This window comes from Achromobacter sp. ACM01 (assembly GCF_014851745.1).
In the GTDB taxonomy this organism is placed as follows: Bacteria; Pseudomonadota; Gammaproteobacteria; order Burkholderiales; family Burkholderiaceae_B; genus Achromobacter; species Achromobacter aegrifaciens.
Genome location: NZ_JACVAF010000006.1, coordinates 161,876 through 178,328 on the forward strand (window position 1 = coordinate 161,876; position 16,453 = coordinate 178,328).

A 16,453-nucleotide genomic window follows, 5' to 3' on the forward strand; every position below is an offset into this window, starting at 1 on the left:
GGCCGGCCAGGCGCCGCCCGGACTGGAGTCCGGACGGCGCCTTACGGTTCAAAGAAATGTCAGGTATCTGACTTTATTCTGAACACCAAACGAAAATTGTTTACACTCTCATCCTCAAAATTCGAGGTTGAGCGGGCCGCCGTGGGGGCGGGATCCGTTCCTGTTACGGGAGAGAGTCGATGCGCAAGTTGTTGTTGGGAGCGGTGTTGGCCGCTGCGGTGTTCGGGGGGACGGCCCAGGCTGCGGCCGAGCCCAAGGCCGTGGTCGCCACGTATTCGGATCTGGCGCTGGCCGGCTACGAAGACTCGCTGACTTCCGCCAAAGCCCTGCGCACCGCCATCGACGCCCTGATCGCCAAGCCCAGCGCCGAAACGCTGAAGGCCGCGCGCGAGGCCTGGCTTGCGGCGCGCGTGCCGTACCAGCAGACCGAGGCGTACCGCTTCGGCAACCCCATCGTCGACGATTGGGAGGGCCGTGTGAACGCATGGCCGCTGGACGAAGGCCTGATCGACTACGTCGACGCCTCCTACGGCACGGAAAACGACGAGAACGCCTACTACGCCGTCAACGTCATCGCCAATTCCAAGATCTCGGTGGGCGGCAAGACCGTCGACGTCAGCAAGATCACGCCCCAGCTGCTGTCCGAAGTGCTGCATGAAGCCGACGGCAACGAAGCCAACGTGGCCACGGGCTACCACGCCATCGAATTCCTGCTGTGGGGCCAGGACCTGAACGGCACCGGCCCCGCGCCGGCAGACCGCAAGGGCACGCCGCAGGAACGCCATGCCGGCAACCGTCCGTACACCGATTTCGATCCGAAGCAGTGCACGGGCGGCCACTGCGAACGCCGCGTGCAGTTCCTGAAGGCCGTGACCGATCTGTTGGTGACGGACCTGGAAGAGATGGTCGGCAACTGGAAGAAGGACGGCGCCGCGCGCAAGGCCGTCGAAGAAGATCCGAAGGCCGGCCTGATCGCCATGCTGACCGGGCTGGGCAGCCTGTCTTACGGCGAGCTGGCCGGCGAACGCATGAAGCTGGGCCTGATGCTGCATGACCCCGAAGAAGAGCATGACTGCTTCTCGGACAATACGCACAACTCGCACTACTACGACCAGATCGGCATCCGCAACGTCTACCTGGGCAGCTACACCCGCATCGACGGCAAGACCGTCTCGGGCGCCAGCCTGTCGGAACTGGTGAAGGCCCGCGATCCCAAGCTGGACGCCGAGGTTCGCGCCAAGCTGGACGCCACCGTGGCCGCCATGCAGGCGATGAAGACGCGCGCCGAAACGGTCGAAACCTACGACCAGATGATTTCGGACGGCAACAAGGAAGGCAATGCCGTGGTCCAGGCCGCCATCGACCGTCTGGTCGACCAGACCCGCAGCCTGGAGCGCGTGATCGCCCTGCTGGACCTGGGCAAGGTGGCCATCGAAGGTTCCGACAGCCTGGACAAACCTGACGCCGTATTCAAGTGAAACTCGTTTTAGCCGCCGTACTGGCGGCGTCGGCCCATGCCGGCGCCGCCGCCGCTCCAACCGGGCGTGACGACCTCACGCCCGAAGATCTGAAACGCGTGACCGCCATCACGGCGCCCACGCGCGATTTCTCCAAGGTCGAGACCTTCGAGACCATGCAGGCTGGGGCCGCCACCACCAACAAACTCATCAACGCCGACATCTTTTCGCAGCCGTCGGCCAACATGAGCTTCGAAGGGCGCCAGGAATTCCAGGTCGGCAACGGCCTGTTCCGCAAGGACTGGGTCTCGGCGCCGGCTTCCACGCAGGCGTCCGATGGCCTGGGCCCGCTCTTCAATGCGCGTTCCTGCCAGGCCTGTCACACCAAGGACGGACGCGGCACGGTGCCGGGCTTCGATCCTTTGGAACGTACCGATGCGGTAGCGCTGTTGCTGCGCCTGGCGGTGCCGCAGGGCGCCGACCGCGGCCACCCCAAGCTCGCGCCGGGCGAGATCGCGGCCTTGCCCGAACCCGTTTACGGCGTGCAACTGCAGAACTTCGCGGTCGCGGGCCTGCCCGCCGAAGGCCGCATGGAGATCGAATACCAGCCGGTCCCGGTCGCGCTCAACGGCGGTGAAACCGTCACGCTGATGAAGCCGGCCTACCGCATCGAGAACCTGGGCTATGGCCCGATGCGCGCGGACACGCAGATCTCGCCGCGCCTGGCGCCGCCCATGATAGGCCTGGGCCTGCTGGAATCCATCCACGAAGCCGACATCCTGGCCAACGTGGGCGCGGACAAGCGCGACGGCATTGTCGGCAAGGCCAACTGGGTCACCGACGCGCGCACTGGCGCGCGCGTGCTGGGCCGCTTCAACCTGAAGGCCGGCCAACCCACGGTCGAGCAGCAGAGCGCAGCCGCTTTCTCCAACGACATGGGGCTGTCCACGCCTCTGTTCCCTCAGCATTCCGGCGACTGCACGCCTTCGCAGAAGCAGTGCCTGGACATGCCGCACGGCGCGCAGCCACGCTTCGGCCCCGAGGAAGTGCCGGCCAAGCTGATGGACTTCGTCACCATCTATTCCACCAACCTTGCCGTGCCGCAGCGCCGTGACGCCGACGATGCGCGGGTGCTGGCCGGCAAGAAGCTGTTTTACGAAGCCAATTGCGTCGCCTGCCACGTGCCCAAGTACGTCACCAGCCGCAACGCCAAGCAGCCCGAGCATCGCTTCCAGCTGATCTGGCCTTACACCGACATGCTGGTGCACGACATGGGCGACGATCTGGCCGACGGCGTATCGGACGGGCTGGCCAATGGCCGCGAATGGCGCACGCCGCCGCTGTGGGGCATCGGCCTGACCAAGACCGTGAACCCCAATGCCACCTGGCTGCATGACGGACGCGCGCGCACCTTGCTGGAAGCCGTGCTGTGGCATGGCGGCCAGGCCAAGCCGGCGCGCGATCGCGTGGTGGCGATGACGCCGGAAGAACGCGCCGATCTCATTCGTTTCCTGGAGTCGCTGTGATGGCCGGATTTGCAAAGCTGATGTTCAAGCGCGCCGCGGCCGCGACGCTGGTCCTGGCCGCACCCTCGGCCGCGCTGGCCGCGCCGCCCTCCGACCTGGGCGAGCGCCTGGCGCGCGATTACGCCCGTCCCGCCGTGGCCAGGATGGTTGACGCGGCGTCGGCGCTGGACGGCGCGCTGGGCGGCTGGTGCGCGCAGCCCGGCGCAGCCGACGCGAAGCGCGTCAAAGAGGCTTTCGAAAATCTGGCCCTGGCGTGGTCCGGCATCGAGTTCCTGCGCTTCGGCCCGCTGGTGCAGGCCAACCGCTACGAGCGCCTGGCGTTCTGGCCCGATACGCGCGGCGTCATGCCCAAGCAGGTGCAGGCGCTGATCACCGCCCAGGACGGCGCCTTGCTCGTGCCCGGTGCACTAGCGGGACGCAGCGTGGCCGTGCAGGGCCTGCCCGCGTTGGAATACGTGTTGTACGGCGAGCCGGCCTTGCTGCGGCAGGATGGCGGGCAGGTCGGCACCTACGCCTGCGATTACGCCCGGGCGGTGGTCGCCAACGTCAGGCAGATCTCGCGCGATGTAGCCCAGGCCTGGAGCGCCGAAGGCGATTTCGGCCGGCACTTTGCGCAACCCAAGGCCGGCAACGACCTGTACCGCGACCAGCAGGAAATCGCGGCCGAGGCCATGAAGTCGCTTTCCACGGGATTGCAGTTCGCACGCGACGTGAAGATCCTGCCGGTGCTGGGCGACACGCCGGAAGCGGCGCGGCCCAAGCGCGCCGCATTCTGGCGCAGCCAGCTGTCCACGCGCCTGCTGGCGGCCAACCTGGAAGGGCTGCAGGCCTTCTACCAGGCGGGCGCCTATGCGCTGCCCAAGGGCGATGCCTGGATGGCCGAGTCCGTGCGCGGTGAACTGGCCAGCGCGGCGCGCACGCTGCTGGATGTGCCAACGCCGTTGGAGCAGGCCCTGGCTCAGGAGGACGGGCGCAGGCAACTGACGCTGGCGGCGCTGACCCTGAAGAACGCCAAGGCCATCGTCGACGAGAATCTGGCGCCGGCCCTGGGCGTCACGATCGGATTCAATGCGCTCGATGGCGATTGACCGGCGCCGCTTCCTGTCGCTTGCGGCCGCGCTGGGCCTGGCTCCGGCGGCGGCGTTGGCGGCTGCGCCCAAAGACGGCGAAGTCCTGTACCTGAGCGCGCGCAAACGCGGCGGGCGCGACGAAACCGCGCTGCTGGACGCGGCCGGGCATGACCGGCTGGTGGTGCCGATGCCCGCGCGCGGACACAGCTTCGCCATCGATGCCGCGGGGGAACGCGCGGTCGTCTTCGGCCGCCAGCCGGGCTTCTTCGCGCTGGCCTTCTCGCTGCGCGGCGGCGAGCCCCAGGCCTTGCCCATGCACGAGGAACGCCACTTCTTCGGCCATGGCGCCTACGTGGACGGCGGCCGGCTGCTGGCCGCCACCGAAAACGATTTTGAAGCGGGCCGGGGCGTGCTGGGGCTGTACGACGCCTCGCCCGGGGGCGCATACCGCCGTATCGGCGAATTCGACAGCGGCGGCATCGGTCCGCATGAAGTCGTGCTGATGCCCGACGGCAAGACGCTGTGCGTCGCCAACGGCGGCATCCTGACGCATCCAGACTATGGCAAGCTGGAACTCAACCTGGACACGATGCGGCCCTCGCTGGCCTACATCGACGCGGCCAGCGGCGAGCTGCTGGAAAAAGTGGAGCTGGAGCCCGCCTTGCACCGCCTGTCCATCCGCCACCTGGCGCTGGCCGCCGACGGCTGCGTCTGGTTTGGCTGCCAGTACATGGGTCCGGCCTCCGACCGGCCGGCGCTGGTGGGACGGCACAGGCGCGGCGCGCAGCTGGAACTGTTCGAAGGACCCACGCAGGCGCTGCGCCAGATGCGCAATTATGTCGGTTCGGTGGCGGTGGATGCCGCGGGCGCCGTGGTCGCGACATCCAGCCCCGTGGGCGGGCAGGTGATCTACTGGGACGCGGCCAGCGGCCGTTGCCTGGGCACGACCGAACTGGCCGATGGCTGCGGCGTGGCGCCGGCCGCCGGAGACGGCTTCCTGCTGAGCAGCGGCCTGGGAGCGATGCTGCGCACCGACGCGTCCGGCAAGGAGCAGCCCGTGCTGGCGCCGTCGCGCGAGGTCTCCTGGGACAACCATTTCCGCAAAGTTCCGGCGCGGGCCTGAACCCGCGTGCTTACAAAGCTTGACACAACGGGGCCGCGATGCGGCCCTTATCGCAAGCGCCATCTGATAAAGTTTTCGGCTGCTTTTTTCAGGCCGCCAGGCGTCCGTTGCCGGGACGCTGCGCGGCCTCAACTTTTCCGCAGGAGTATCCATGGAAGAAGCCTTGAAAGAATTTAACGCCTGGGCTCCCAAGCTGGTCGACCTGGGCCTCAATCTGGCGGTTGCGCTGCTGATCCTCATCATCGGCTGGTGGGTGTCGTCGCTGCTGGGCAGCTGGGTCCGCCGCGCCGCGACGCGCTCCAAGAAGATCGATCCGACCATCGTGCCCATGTTCTACAGCACGGTGGTCTGGACGGTGCGCATCTTCACCGTGATTGCGGTGCTGGCGCGTTTCGGGGTGCAGACGGCCAGCCTGATCGCCGTGCTGGGCGCAGCCGGCCTGGCCGTGGGCCTGGCCTTGCAGGGCACGCTGCAGAACATCGCCGCCGGCATCATGCTGTTGATCCTGCGCCCGATACGCGCGGGCGAATACGTGGCGCTCAGCACCGGCGTGGACGGCACGGTGGAAGAGGTCGGCCTCTTCCTGACGCGCCTGATCCAGGTCGACGGCATCCATCTGACCTTGCCCAACAGCACGGTGTGGAACGCCACGATCACCAACTACAGCCGCAACAAGACGCGCCGCCTGGATATCCCGGTGCCGGTGCGCTATGGCGACAACCTGGAAGTGGTGGTGGCCAAGCTGCGCGCCATCGTCGACGCACGCCCGGAAACGCTGAAGGATCCTGAGCCGCTGGTGAAGGTGGTCGACTACAAGGAGAACGGCGTGGTCGTGAACGTGCGGGTATGGACCGAGTCGGCCAAGTACTGGGACCTGCGCTGGGGCTTGTACCAGGACATCCGCAAGTCGCTGGAAGACGCGGGCTTCCTGCCGCCGATCCCCATGCGCGAGATCCAGAACGCCAAGCCGGGAGCCGCGGCCTGAAGCAGGTGGCCTTCCCTGGAATGACAATGGGCGCCCCGCTGGGCGCCCCTTTTTTTTGCCGGCGGCAAGCAGGTCTCAGGCCTGCATCGACAGGCGCGCCAGTTCGTTCTTGATCCAACCGGCGATTTCGCGCTGGCGCTGGGCCGGCATGCGGTCGATGATGGCCGTGACGCTGACCGCCAGGATAGGCGCGCCCTGCGCGTCCAGCAGCGCGCAGCCCACGCCGAGCGCGCCGCGCACCGCGTGGTTGCCCACCACGGAATAGCCGCGGGCGCGGGTGTTTTCGATCAGGCGGAACATTTCCTGCGGCGTCATGCCGCCGTATTCGTCCAGCCGGCCCGAGTTGCGCTCGACGATGCCGCGCGCAACGTCGTCGGGCAGGGCGGCCAGCAAGGCCATGCCGCCCGATCCCACCCCCAGCGGCTGGCGCTTGCCGGCGTAGGTGGCCAGGATCTGCACCGGATAGCTGCCGATCTCGCGATGCAGGCTGATGGAGTCGTCCTCTTCGCGCACTACCAGGAATACCGCGTCGCCGGTGCGATCGGCCAGGCGCCGCAGCACGGGCAGCAGCTGGCGCACGCGCGGGTCGCGCGAGCGCGTGTCCGGGTCCACCGCCAACTGGGCGCGGTACTTCTTGGTGCCGGTCACGGCCAGCACCAGCCCGGCATCCAGCAGGGCGGCCAGCAGGCGGTAGATGGTGGGACGCTGTATGCCCGTGAGGCGGGCGATATCGGTCACGCTCAGGCCGTCAGGGCCCTGGTCCCGCAGGGCGGCCAGGACGGCCAATCCGCGCCGCAATGTGCGTGGGCCCGCGGCCGCGGCGTCGCTATCTTGCATGAAAATCTCTGAAAACTCGGGTTATTACGGAATATTCAAGGGAAAACCACTGTCCGTGCTGTGGACTCTACCTTGATGCAGTGCATGTGTATAGCTCAGAATGCTGCATCGAACAATTCAAATCGTCCATTCAATGGACAGTACCTGCACGGAGACTCTATGACTACAGGTCAAAAGCCTGGACTGCGGCGCATTGCCGCCACCCTTCTGGCTACCGCCGCAAGCGCATTCGCAATGGGTTCGGCCCATGCCGCCTATCCCGACAAGCCCGTCCGCATCGTGGTCGGTTTTTCCGCCGGCGGCACCACTGACGTGATCGCCCGCATCATGGCCAAGGAGCTGACCGAAAGCCTCGGCCAGTCCTTCGTGGTCGAGAACAAGCCGGGCGCCGGCAGCAATATCGCCACCGACCAGGTAAAGCGCGCAGACCCCGACGGCTACACGCTGCTGTTCGTGGCCGTGACCAGCGCCATCAACCAGACGCTGTACAAGAACGTCAATTTCGACCTGACCAAGGATTTCACGCCGGTGGCGCTGGGCGCCAAGGTGCCGAACATCCTGGTGGTGAACCCGACAGTGCCCGTGAAATCGGTGCAGGAACTGGTGGACTACGCCAAGAAGAATCCCGGCAAGCTGGCGTTCGCCTCGTCCGGCAGCGGCACGTCCATCCACATGGCGGGCGAGCTCTTCAAGATGCAGACCGGCATCGACGTGCTGCACGTGCCCTACAAGGGCAGCGCGCCGGCCGTGACCGACCTGATCGGCGGCCAGGTGCAGTTCATGTTCGACAACATGCCGTCGGCCTGGCCCCACGTGCAGTCGGGCAAGCTGCGCGCCCTGGCCGTGACCACGACCGAACGCTCCAAGAGCGCGCCTGACGTGCCGACCATGAAGGAATCCGGTTTCGCCAACTTCGACGTGTCTTCGTGGTTCGGCCTGATCGCGCCCGCCGGCACGCCGCCGGAAGTCGTGAACAAGCTCAACGCCGCCATGGTCAAGGCCCTGGACAAGCCCGAAGTGCAGCTCAGCTTCGAGAAGCTGGGCGCCGTGGGCGTGAAGACGACGCCGGCCGAATTCGGCCAGTTCATCAAGTCGGAAGTGGAAGGCTGGGCCCCCGTGGTCAAGGCCTCGGGCGCCAAGGTGGACTGATGTTCGATTTCCGGGCGGCAAGCCGCCCGGCAAACCTTGCTGGGGGACAGGCGTAAGCCTGCGCCCCTATTTTTTTGCCCCGCCGTTGCGGCGCGCCGTGGCCAGCATGGCGGTGCAGACACCGCGCATCATGTCCACCTCGTCGCGGCTCAGCGCAAGGCGGGAGTACAGGTGCCGCATGCGCGGCATCAGCTTCTTGGGGTGGGCAGGATCCAGGAACTGCACGCCGACCAGCGCTTCTTCCCAGTGCGCCAGGAAGGCCTGCACTGCCTCGCCCGAAGCCGGCGCCGCGCCGCGCGGCGCCTCTTGCGCGGTGGAGGCCGGCAGCAGCGCCGCGCCCTGGTCCACCAGCAGCGCGTAGCGCAGCTCCCAGGCGGCCAGCTGCAGGGCCTGGGCCACGTTCAACGAGCTGTACTCGGGGTTGGCAGGGATATGGCAGATGCGGTGGCACAGCGCGATCTGGGCGTTGGTGAGCCCGGCGCGTTCGGTGCCCAGCACCACGGCGGCCACGCCTTCGGCCGTTTCGCCCAGGTGGGCGCGGGCCAGTTCGGCCGCCTGGCGGATGTCGCAGGGCGGGGGGCCCAGGTCGCGTACCCGCGCGGTCAGCGCGAATGCCATGGTGACCGGCGCTAGCGCTTCTTCCAGGGACCCGTAGATGCGGGCGTTTTCCAGCACGTCCAGCGCGCCGCTGGCGAGCGCCACGGCCTCCGGCTGGCTTGTTACATCTGGAAATTTAGGCTCGACCAGGACCAGTTCGGAGAAGCCCATCGTCTTGATGGCGCGGGCCGCCGAACCCACGTTTCCGGGGTGGCTGGGGTTCACCATAACGAAGCGAACACGTGAAAATGCTTGAGTCATTTAAAATGGCACGTTTGGCTTAGTGCCTTCCTGGTTTTTTGGGTCGATTTCCCCCTGTCGGGGAACGGCGGACCGGGGGGCGGCAAGCGGCCTATCATCAAGCCAACTCATCGCATTCGTACGGAATTTTATGCACCCGATGCTCAACATCGCCATCAAGGCGGCCCGGCGTGCCGGCACCATTATCAACCGTGCCAGCATGGATTTGGAACGACTCAGCGTGGCTCGCAAGGGGCCGCGGGATTATGTCACGGAAGTCGATCGCGCCGCCGAGGAGTCGATCGTCGAGACGCTGCGCGCGGCTTACCCGGACCACGCCGTGCTGGGCGAGGAATTCGGCCTGCAAGGCCCCGACCAGGCGGAATTCCAGTGGATCATCGATCCCCTGGATGGCACCACCAACTTTATCCACGGCCTGCCCAACTACGCCGTGTCGATCGCGCTGACGCAGCGCGGCCAGGTCACGCAGGCGGTCATCTATGACCCGACCCGCAATGAACTATTCACGGCCAGCCGTGGCAGCGGCACCTTCCTGAACGACCGCCGCGTGCGCGTCTCGGGCCGTACCCGCTACCACGAGGCCCTGCTGGGTGCGCACTGGCCCAACTCCGGCGATCCGGAACAAGGCTCCGCGCGTTTCCGCCAGATGGCCGAAGGCAGCACCGGCGTGCGCCGCCTGGGCTCCACCGTGCTGGACCTGGCCTACGTGGCCTGCGGCCGCCTGGACGGCTTCTGCGGCGTGGGCCTGAAGGCCTGGGACCTGGCGGCAGGCAGCCTGATGGTGCTGGAAGCCGGCGGCCTGGTGGCCGACTTCGACGGCGAGCAAGGCTGGATGGACAGCGGCAACGTGCTGGCCGCCAGCCCCAAGATCTTCACGCAGATGCTGTCCTCGCTGAATCCGCCTTCGGCGGCTTGAGGCGGAACGCTTCCGCCAGAATGAAATAAACCGGCCATGGCCGGTTTTTTCATGCGCGGGCGCAGGCTCAGCCGGCCTGACCCTGCAATACCAACTGCCCATCCTCCGCCACAAACCACGCGCGCAGCCCCAGCTCCCGCACCACCGCCTGCGTCGTTTCCAGCGGCATGTTCGAGAAAGCCGTCGATAGGGCATCGGCCATGGTCGCGGACGGCGCCATGACGGACACGCTCAGGTATCGCGGTCGCGCGCGGCCGGTGCGGGGATCGAACAGATGCGTGTACCGGCCCGCGGGGTCGATGGCGGTGCCATAGCCGCCGGAAGTCGCCAGGGCCTGGTTCGTCATGCTGGCGCTTGCGAGCAGGCGCGCCGGGTCGCGCGGGTCGGCGATGCCGACCTTCCAGGGCTGCGGCGTAGCGTTGCCGTCCAGCCCCTGTATTTCGCCCATGTCTACCAGCGCCCGTTCCAGCCCGCCGCGCCTGAGCAGATCGGTGATGCGGTCGGTGATGTAGCCCTGGGCGATGCCGTTGAGCGTGATGCCCATGCCGGGCCGCAGCAGTTCGATGCGGCTGTCGTCCAGCATCACGTCGGCATGCGACACGCGCGATAGCGCCTGCGCGATGGCCTGGGCCGGCGGACCGTCGGCGGCGGCGCCGGGCTGCGAGAAGTGTTCGGCATACAGCTGCCACAGCGGCTGCACGGTGGGATCGAACATGCCTGAGGTCAATTCGCTGTAGCGCCGGCTTTCGCTCAAGAGCCGCAGCAAGTCGGCCGGCGGATTGTCCAGGAAGCCCTGGCGGTTCAAACGCGAAAGCGCGCTGTCGTCGCGATAGAGGCTGAAGATGGCTTCCAGCCGCCGCAGTTCCTGCAAGGACTGCGCGATCAGGCGCTGGGCCGCTGCGGCGTCGGGATGGTAGAGACGCAGCTCGGCATCGGCCCCCAGCGCCGTGCCTTGCCAGGTGACGGGTGCAATCGAGGCGGCGGCGCGGCGCGCGGCGACGGGGGCCAGTGCCAGCGCGCTGGCTGCGGCGGCGATGCCGATGAAACGGCGGCGGGTAGGGTTCATGGCGATAGGCCTGTAGAGGCGCGGGCTATTGGGCGAAGACATAGCTTTCCGGCACGTCGGCAAAGGTGACGACGCGGCCGCCGTGGGTATCGGCGAAAGCCTGCGCATGGTCGCGGCGGGAGAAGGGGATGGCATCTTCGGCGCCCATGCCGCCGATGTAGCGGCCTTCGATGACGTAGTACGCCTGCCGCGCGTCGATCCAGGCCGCCGGGTCCGGCGCGCCGCCCGCGCCCGCGGTGGACATGTCGTTGACGTAGATGGCGCTGATGCCCTTGGGTTCTTCGGGCAGCAGGGTGTAGGCGAAGACCTGCTTGATCGAGGAGAACCACACGGGCGCGGCCTGCCCCTTGACGAATATCTGTCCCTTGGGACCGTTGTGTTCGCTCAGCGCCATGCCGCAGTAATGGCCGACGGACTCCGTCGTCACGGCCTGCGGCGGAGGCGCGGTTTCGGGCGCGGCGCCGCTGCCGCAGCCCGCGGCCAGCAGCACGATGGAGGCGGCCAGCATGAGTCGCAGGGATTTCATAGCGGTTTGTTCCTGAAAGCCGCGGTCGCCAGCAGGAACGGCACGGCGATCCACAGCAGCAGCGCCGCGACCAGCGCGGCGAGCGGCAGGCTGGCCTGGTCGCTCACGCCCGCCATGCCGGCGTACAGCGAAATGTTCTCGAAGCCCGTCAGGTTGAGCAGGCGGTATACGTCGGACGGGTTGAGCAGCAGCAGCGCGTTGAGCAGGCCGGGGCTGACGTGGCGGCCCTGGTCGGCCGCCAGCACGCCCAGCAGCGCCATGTCGTAGATCACCACGAAGAACAGCCAGACGCCGACGGCGATGCCGGCGGCCGTGGCGCGCTCGCGCACCAGCGAACTGATCAGGTAGCCCATGGCGAGAAAGCTCGCGCCCAGCAGCACGCTGGCGCCGATCAATAGGGCGAACGGCTGCCAGGCGCTGGCGTCCAGGCCGCCGTAGGCCCATTGCAGCGCCAGTCCGGCGGAACCGTAGCCCGCGCCCGTGGCCAGCGCCAGGATGGCCAGGTGGCCGATGAATTTGCCGATCAATACCTGGCCGCGCGAAACCGGGTAGCTGAGCAGCAGCGCCATCGTGCCCCGGTCGACCTCGCCGACCACGGCGTCATAGGCCAGCAGCATGGCAATGAGCGGCACCAGGAAGATCGACAGGCTGGACAGGCTGACCACCGTGACGGTCAGCGGCTCGGCCTTGACGGTGCCCGTGGGCGAGCTGCCCAAAAGGCCCAGCGCCAGCGCCAGCGCGGCCAGCAGCAGGGCGGTCGCCAGCACCCAGCGATTGCGCAGGCTGTCGCGGATTTCCTTGCCGATGATGGTGCATACCGCGTTCATACGTCTTCCCGTTCAAGCAGATGTGCATAGATGTCGTCCAGGCCCGGGACCTGGATGTCGAGGTCGGCGATGGCCGACGACAGTGCGCCGATGCCGCGGATCGCTTCGACCTTGCCGCTCTCGGGGCAGGCCAGTTCAAAGCGCCCGGCATCGATGCGGCGCCAATCGCCGCCGGGCGGCGGCGCGCTGGCATCGGCAAAGGTCAGACGGATGCGGATGGGCAGCCCGGTGGAGCGCCGCAGCGCCGACATCGCGCCGTCGGCGATCTTTTTTCCCGCCTTCATCACGACGATGCGGTCCGCATGGCCGGCCAGTTCGGACAGGGCGTGCGTGCTCAGCAGTATCGTGGCGCCGGCCGCGCGCAGTTCGTGGACGATGTCGTAGAACATCAGGCGCGACGCGGGGTCCAGGCCGGTGGTGGGCTCGTCGAACAGCAGCACGCGGGGCTGGCCCAGCAGCGCCTGCGCCAGCGCCAGGCGCTGCCGCATGCCCTTGGAGTAGCCGCCCACTCGGCGGCGCGCGGCGCCGGCGATGCCGACCTTCTCCAGCAGCGCGGCGTTGCCCGACAGCGGCTGGCGCTTGAGCCTGGCGTAGAACGCCAGGGTTTCCTCGCCGGTCATCGAGGGATGCAGCGCCACGGTCTCGGGCAGGTAGCCGATCCGGCCGCGCAGGCGCGCCGCGGCGGGGCTGTGCGCGTCCTGGCCGAAGATCGCGACGCGGCCGCGGGTGGGACGTATCAGGCCCAGGATGAGCTTGATCATCGTGCTCTTGCCGGCGCCATTGTGTCCGGCGAGCGCAACGCATTCGCCTTCGCGCAGCTGCAGGTCCAGGCCGTCGATGGCATGATGCGCGCCATAGTGCTTGCTGACGCCGGTAAGCGCCACCAGGTCGGTGCTCATGGGGATTCCTTGGTGCTTGCGGTGGGCGGAGGCTGCATCAGCGGGGCGCTGTCGATCACGCCGCCTGGCAGGATGGCGGGAAACTGCGACTGGGCCCAGCGCACGATGGAAATCGACGGGCTGTTCAGCAGGATGCGGGCCGCCGGCGCGCGCCACAGCAACTGGTCGACCACGTCGTTCGGCCGGTAGGCGGTGTCGGCGATGCCGTCGCCGTCCAGGTCGAACGCGGTGTTGTCGCTCCAGTAATTGCCGCGCCCGTCCACCGACCAGTCCAGTGTGCGCGTGCCCACGTACTTCACCTGGTTGCGGTTGTTGATGAAGGCGTTGCCCGAGATCCGGTTGCCTTCGGACCCGGCCGTGAAATGCACGCCGATGTCGCAGTTGGAGAAATGGTTGTCCAGGAAGGTGTTGCGGTTGGCGTTGTAGATGAACACGCATTTCCCGGCGCGGTCCACCGTGTTGTTGGCGATCGTGGAATGGTTGGCGTAGTTCAACATCAGGCCCTGCTCCTGGCTGTCCAGCGCGACGTTGTCGCGCACCACCAGCCGGTGCGAATACATGATGGCGTAGGCGATGTCGGTGCCAGTGGATACGTTGCCGCTGATCTCGCTATCGTTGGTGTACATGTAGTGCACCGCGTAGCGCAGGTCGTGGAAGCGGTTGCCGCTGAACGTGTTGAGCTTGCTGGTGTTGACGAAGATGCCATCGCGGCCGGCGGATATGTCGTTGTCCAGCACGCGCGTGCCTGGCGTGTTCCACAGCGTCACGCCGTTGCCTCTCTCGGCCACGCGCAGCTCCTTGTTGCCCACGATGCGGTTGCCGCGGACGGTAGCGTCGGCTGGCCCCCAGACGTGCACGCCGACCAGGTTGTCCAGGACGTCGTTGCGCTCCACCAGCGCGCGGTGCGCCTCGCGGTCCAGGAAGATGCCGGCGTCCATGTCGGACAGGCTCAGGCCGGAACGCGTGACGGTCAGGTTGCGCAGCGACACGTCGGCGGCCGTGACCCAGACGGTGCGCCCCTGGCGCGTGCCGGCGATGACGGCCGAACGGTCCTGGGGGCCTTCCAGCGTCAGGGGCTTGTCGATGACGATGCCGCCGGCGTAGGAGCCGGGCGCCAGCCGCAGCACGTCGCCGGCCGCGGCAGAGGCGATCGCCGCCGTCAGGTCGGCGCCCGCGGCGATCTCCACGGTCGCCGCGGCCGCCGCGCCCGACAGCGCCAGCCCGGCGGCCGCCAGCAGCGCGGCGCCGGCGGTCCTGCTTGCGCTCATCCCAAGGATTGCGGCGAGCTTCATATGCGCTACGCGGTCTTCTTGGGATGGACGACCATCTGGCCGGACATCTCCATGTGCAGGGCGTGGCAAAACCACTGGCAGTAGTACCAATACACGCCCGGCCGGTCCGCCGTGAAGGTGACCGAGGATGTGGCCTGCGGCCCGATCTCCATGGCGATGCCATGGCCTTCGAGCGTGAAGCCGTGCGTCAGGTCCTCGATCACTTCCATGTTCGTGACCACCACGGTGACCTCGTCGCCCTGGTTGACCTCGAACTTCTTGATGCTGAACATGGGCGCGACCGCCATCATGTACACGCGCACCTTGTTGCCGTCGCGCACGACCTTGGCCGCATCGTCCAGCGAAACGCCGTCCTTCTTGGCCATCTGGCGGGCGTCTTCCCACATCGGGTCGTCGCGCTTCCAGACGCTTACCGGATGGACCTTGGAGCGGTGCACCAGGCACATGTCGTGCGGCTCGGCGAAGCTGGGGCCGTCATGCACCAGTTTCATCTCGTCGCCGGAAATGTCGATGAGCTGGTCGTTCTCGGGCTTGAGCGGGCCGACGTTAAGGAAACGGTCCTTCGAGAACTTGTTCAGCGACACCAGCCATTTGCCGTCGGCCTCGCGGGTCTCGCCCATGGTCGAATGGTTGTGACCGGGCTGATAGTGCACGTCCAGCTTCTGGATGATCGGGTCGACCTTTTCGCCCTTGTAGGCGCGCTTTGCCTTGTCGATGTTCCACTTGACCATCTGGCTGTCGATGAACAGCGTGGTGTAGGCGTTGCCGCGGCCGTCGAACGCCGTGTGCAGCGGCCCCAGGCCCAACTGCGGCTCCGCCACCACGCAGTCGCGCGGCTTGATCTTGTCGTCGAACAGATCGTCCAGCGTGCGCACGTCCAGCACCGTGACGGTGGGCGAGAGCTTGCCGTTGAGCACCAGGTGGATGCCGTCGGGCGCAGCGTTGCAGCCGTGCGGCGAGTTCGGCACGGGGATGTAGCGGGTGTACTTGGAACCGTGGCGTCCGTCGACGACCGGCACGCCGCCCATCATCTTGAAGTCGCCATTCTTGACGGCTTCCTCGATGCGCTTGATGTTGAACACCACGACCCAGTCCTGCTCGTTGGCCGAGGCTTCTTCCACCGTGACGCCCTTCTCCGAGTTGTAGCAGGTGGAGAACGAGTACTTGCCCTGGTAGTCGGCGTCGCCGTTGTCCAGGTTGCCGTCGACCAGCACCTGCCAGGCGACCTTCATGGTGTCGCCGTCCAGGGCGGTGTAGATGGCGAAGAAGTTCTTCTTGGGATCGTCCGTCACCTTGCCGTCGTTGGGCAGCGGGATGATGTGCTCGCCGTTGGCGAAAACGTAGCCCGTGCGCGGGTAGCGCTGCGGCCGCAGGCCATGCACGCCGGAGACGTTGGGTAGCTCGGTGATCTTGTCCGTCTTCATTACATCCAGGCGGATGCGCGCGACGCGGTTGTTGGCCTTGTCGTTGATGAACAGATAGCGGCCGTCGTAGGTGCGGTCGGTGAAGGACAGGTGCGGGTGGTGCGCGTCGCCGTTGATGAAGACGCCGCCCTTGTCCTTCAGGTACTCGCGGGTTTCGGGCGTGAGGCCTTCGGTCAGGATCTTGCGGCTTTCATTGGTGCGGCCCCAGCCGGTGGCGCTGCAATGGTTGAAGACCGGGATGCGCACCAGTTCGCGCATGGAGGGCAGCCCCAGCACGCGCACCTCGCCCGACTGGCCGCTGGAATTGAAGGCATAGTATTCGTCCAGCTCGCCGGGCGCGACGTGGCCCAGCACGCCGTTCGCGCCGCCCTTTGCATCCTTGCCGTGGGCGGTGGAGATCTGCGCCCCGGCCACCAGGCCGGCGGCGCCCGTGATGGCTGCGGTGCCGAGGAAGCTGCGGCGGGTGAGGCCGGCCTTGTCGGGATTCTTGTCTGACAT

The 16,453-nt window shown here is 67.1% G+C and carries 15 protein-coding genes; 7 read left to right on the forward strand and 8 right to left on the reverse strand.

All coding sequences use genetic code 11. The annotated features are described in order from the left end of the window. Positions 1-179: 179 nt before the first annotated feature. The 5 genes from IB268_RS25690 (at position 180) to IB268_RS25710 (ending at position 6,161) form a co-directional block, all read left to right on the forward strand. Positions 180-1,478, forward strand: a complete 1,299-nt coding sequence (locus IB268_RS25690; RefSeq protein ID WP_175161752.1) for an imelysin family protein — start codon at positions 180-182, stop codon at positions 1,476-1,478. Beyond that, positions 1,475-2,983 carry a di-heme oxidoredictase family protein gene (locus tag IB268_RS25695; RefSeq protein ID WP_054453208.1) on the forward strand — a complete coding sequence of 503 codons (1,509 nt, stop codon included), beginning with the start codon at positions 1,475-1,477 and terminating at the stop codon, positions 2,981-2,983. The genes IB268_RS25690 and IB268_RS25695 overlap by 4 nt, the downstream gene beginning before the upstream one ends. Next, entirely contained in the window at positions 2,983-4,071 is a 1,089-nt protein-coding gene (locus IB268_RS25700; RefSeq protein ID WP_192354998.1) for an imelysin family protein, read from the forward strand. Before IB268_RS25695 ends, IB268_RS25700 begins: the two co-directional genes overlap by 1 nt. Continuing rightward, entirely contained in the window at positions 4,061-5,176 is a 1,116-nt protein-coding gene (locus IB268_RS25705) for a DUF1513 domain-containing protein (protein ID WP_054453204.1), read from the forward strand. Before IB268_RS25700 ends, IB268_RS25705 begins: the two co-directional genes overlap by 11 nt. A 151-nt stretch (positions 5,177-5,327) precedes the next feature. Beyond that, the gene (locus IB268_RS25710; protein ID WP_192354999.1) at positions 5,328-6,161 is read left to right on the forward strand and encodes a mechanosensitive ion channel family protein; all 834 of its coding nucleotides are present in this window, start codon (positions 5,328-5,330) and stop codon (positions 6,159-6,161) included. Positions 6,162-6,236: 75 nt separating this feature from the next. On the opposite strand, the gene IB268_RS25715 is transcribed toward IB268_RS25710, so the two are convergent. After that, positions 6,237-6,998 (reverse strand): IclR family transcriptional regulator, encoded by a 762-nt coding sequence (locus IB268_RS25715; protein ID WP_054453200.1) that lies wholly within the window; start codon positions 6,996-6,998, stop codon positions 6,237-6,239. 159 nt (positions 6,999-7,157) lie between these two features. On the opposite strand from IB268_RS25715, the gene IB268_RS25720 reads away from it, so the two are divergent. Beyond that, positions 7,158-8,147 (forward strand): tripartite tricarboxylate transporter substrate binding protein, encoded by a 990-nt coding sequence (locus IB268_RS25720; protein ID WP_054453198.1) that lies wholly within the window; start codon positions 7,158-7,160, stop codon positions 8,145-8,147. A 66-nt stretch (positions 8,148-8,213) separates the two neighbouring features. On the opposite strand, the gene IB268_RS25725 is transcribed toward IB268_RS25720, so the two are convergent. Beyond that, positions 8,214-9,005 carry an RNA methyltransferase gene (locus IB268_RS25725; protein ID WP_119450064.1) on the reverse strand — a complete coding sequence of 264 codons (792 nt, stop codon included), beginning with the start codon at positions 9,003-9,005 and terminating at the stop codon, positions 8,214-8,216. A gap of 130 nt (positions 9,006-9,135) precedes the next feature. On the opposite strand from IB268_RS25725, the gene IB268_RS25730 reads away from it, so the two are divergent. Beyond that, the gene (locus tag IB268_RS25730; RefSeq protein ID WP_054453195.1) at positions 9,136-9,921 is read left to right on the forward strand and encodes an inositol monophosphatase family protein; all 786 of its coding nucleotides are present in this window, start codon (positions 9,136-9,138) and stop codon (positions 9,919-9,921) included. 67 nt (positions 9,922-9,988) lie between these two features. Here the strand turns inward: IB268_RS25730 and IB268_RS25735 are convergent, their stop codons facing one another. From IB268_RS25735 to nosZ, 6 genes are read right to left on the reverse strand one after another with little or no spacing between them, the layout of a single operon-like run. After that, positions 9,989-10,987: an FAD:protein FMN transferase gene (locus IB268_RS25735; protein WP_192355000.1), complete on the reverse strand. Its 999-nt coding sequence runs from the start codon at positions 10,985-10,987 to the stop codon at positions 9,989-9,991. A gap of 25 nt (positions 10,988-11,012) precedes the next feature. Next, positions 11,013-11,513 (reverse strand): nitrous oxide reductase accessory protein NosL, encoded by a 501-nt coding sequence (locus IB268_RS25740; RefSeq protein WP_054453193.1) that lies wholly within the window; start codon positions 11,511-11,513, stop codon positions 11,013-11,015. Then, positions 11,510-12,340 carry an ABC transporter permease gene (locus IB268_RS25745; RefSeq protein WP_192355001.1) on the reverse strand — a complete coding sequence of 277 codons (831 nt, stop codon included), beginning with the start codon at positions 12,338-12,340 and terminating at the stop codon, positions 11,510-11,512. The genes IB268_RS25740 and IB268_RS25745 overlap by 4 nt, the downstream gene beginning before the upstream one ends. After that, positions 12,337-13,239, reverse strand: coding sequence for an ABC transporter ATP-binding protein (locus IB268_RS25750; RefSeq protein WP_192355002.1), 903 nt, complete (start codon positions 13,237-13,239; stop codon positions 12,337-12,339). Before IB268_RS25750 ends, IB268_RS25745 begins: the two co-directional genes overlap by 4 nt. Then, a complete protein-coding gene (locus IB268_RS25755) occupies positions 13,236-14,507 on the reverse strand; it encodes a nitrous oxide reductase family maturation protein NosD (RefSeq protein ID WP_225589090.1) in 1,272 nt (423 codons plus the stop codon). The genes IB268_RS25750 and IB268_RS25755 overlap by 4 nt, the downstream gene beginning before the upstream one ends. A 29-nt stretch (positions 14,508-14,536) precedes the next feature. After that, on the reverse strand, positions 14,537-16,453 hold the full coding sequence (gene nosZ, locus IB268_RS25760; protein WP_054453182.1) for a TAT-dependent nitrous-oxide reductase: 1,917 nt from the start codon (positions 16,451-16,453) through the stop codon (positions 14,537-14,539).

Coding starts and splice junctions, on each gene's coding strand:
- IB268_RS25690 (WP_175161752.1), top strand. CDS start 180: ATGCGCAAGTTGTTGTTGGGAGCGGTGTTGGCCGCTGCGGTGTTCGGG.
- IB268_RS25700 (WP_192354998.1), top strand. CDS start 2,983: ATGGCCGGATTTGCAAAGCTGATGTTCAAGCGCGCCGCGGCCGCGACG.
- IB268_RS25705 (WP_054453204.1), top strand. CDS start 4,061: ATGGCGATTGACCGGCGCCGCTTCCTGTCGCTTGCGGCCGCGCTGGGC.
- IB268_RS25710 (WP_192354999.1), top strand. CDS start 5,328: ATGGAAGAAGCCTTGAAAGAATTTAACGCCTGGGCTCCCAAGCTGGTC.
- IB268_RS25715 (WP_054453200.1), bottom strand. CDS start 6,998: ATGCAAGATAGCGACGCCGCGGCCGCGGGCCCACGCACATTGCGGCGC.
- IB268_RS25720 (WP_054453198.1), top strand. CDS start 7,158: ATGACTACAGGTCAAAAGCCTGGACTGCGGCGCATTGCCGCCACCCTT.
- IB268_RS25725 (WP_119450064.1), bottom strand. CDS start 9,005: ATGACTCAAGCATTTTCACGTGTTCGCTTCGTTATGGTGAACCCCAGC.
- IB268_RS25730 (WP_054453195.1), top strand. CDS start 9,136: ATGCACCCGATGCTCAACATCGCCATCAAGGCGGCCCGGCGTGCCGGC.
- IB268_RS25735 (WP_192355000.1), bottom strand. CDS start 10,987: ATGAACCCTACCCGCCGCCGTTTCATCGGCATCGCCGCCGCAGCCAGC.
- IB268_RS25740 (WP_054453193.1), bottom strand. CDS start 11,513: ATGAAATCCCTGCGACTCATGCTGGCCGCCTCCATCGTGCTGCTGGCC.
- IB268_RS25745 (WP_192355001.1), bottom strand. CDS start 12,340: ATGAACGCGGTATGCACCATCATCGGCAAGGAAATCCGCGACAGCCTG.
- IB268_RS25750 (WP_192355002.1), bottom strand. CDS start 13,239: ATGAGCACCGACCTGGTGGCGCTTACCGGCGTCAGCAAGCACTATGGC.
- IB268_RS25755 (WP_225589090.1), bottom strand. CDS start 14,507: ATGAGCGCAAGCAGGACCGCCGGCGCCGCGCTGCTGGCGGCCGCCGGG.
- nosZ (WP_054453182.1), bottom strand. CDS start 16,453: ATGTCAGACAAGAATCCCGACAAGGCCGGCCTCACCCGCCGCAGCTTC.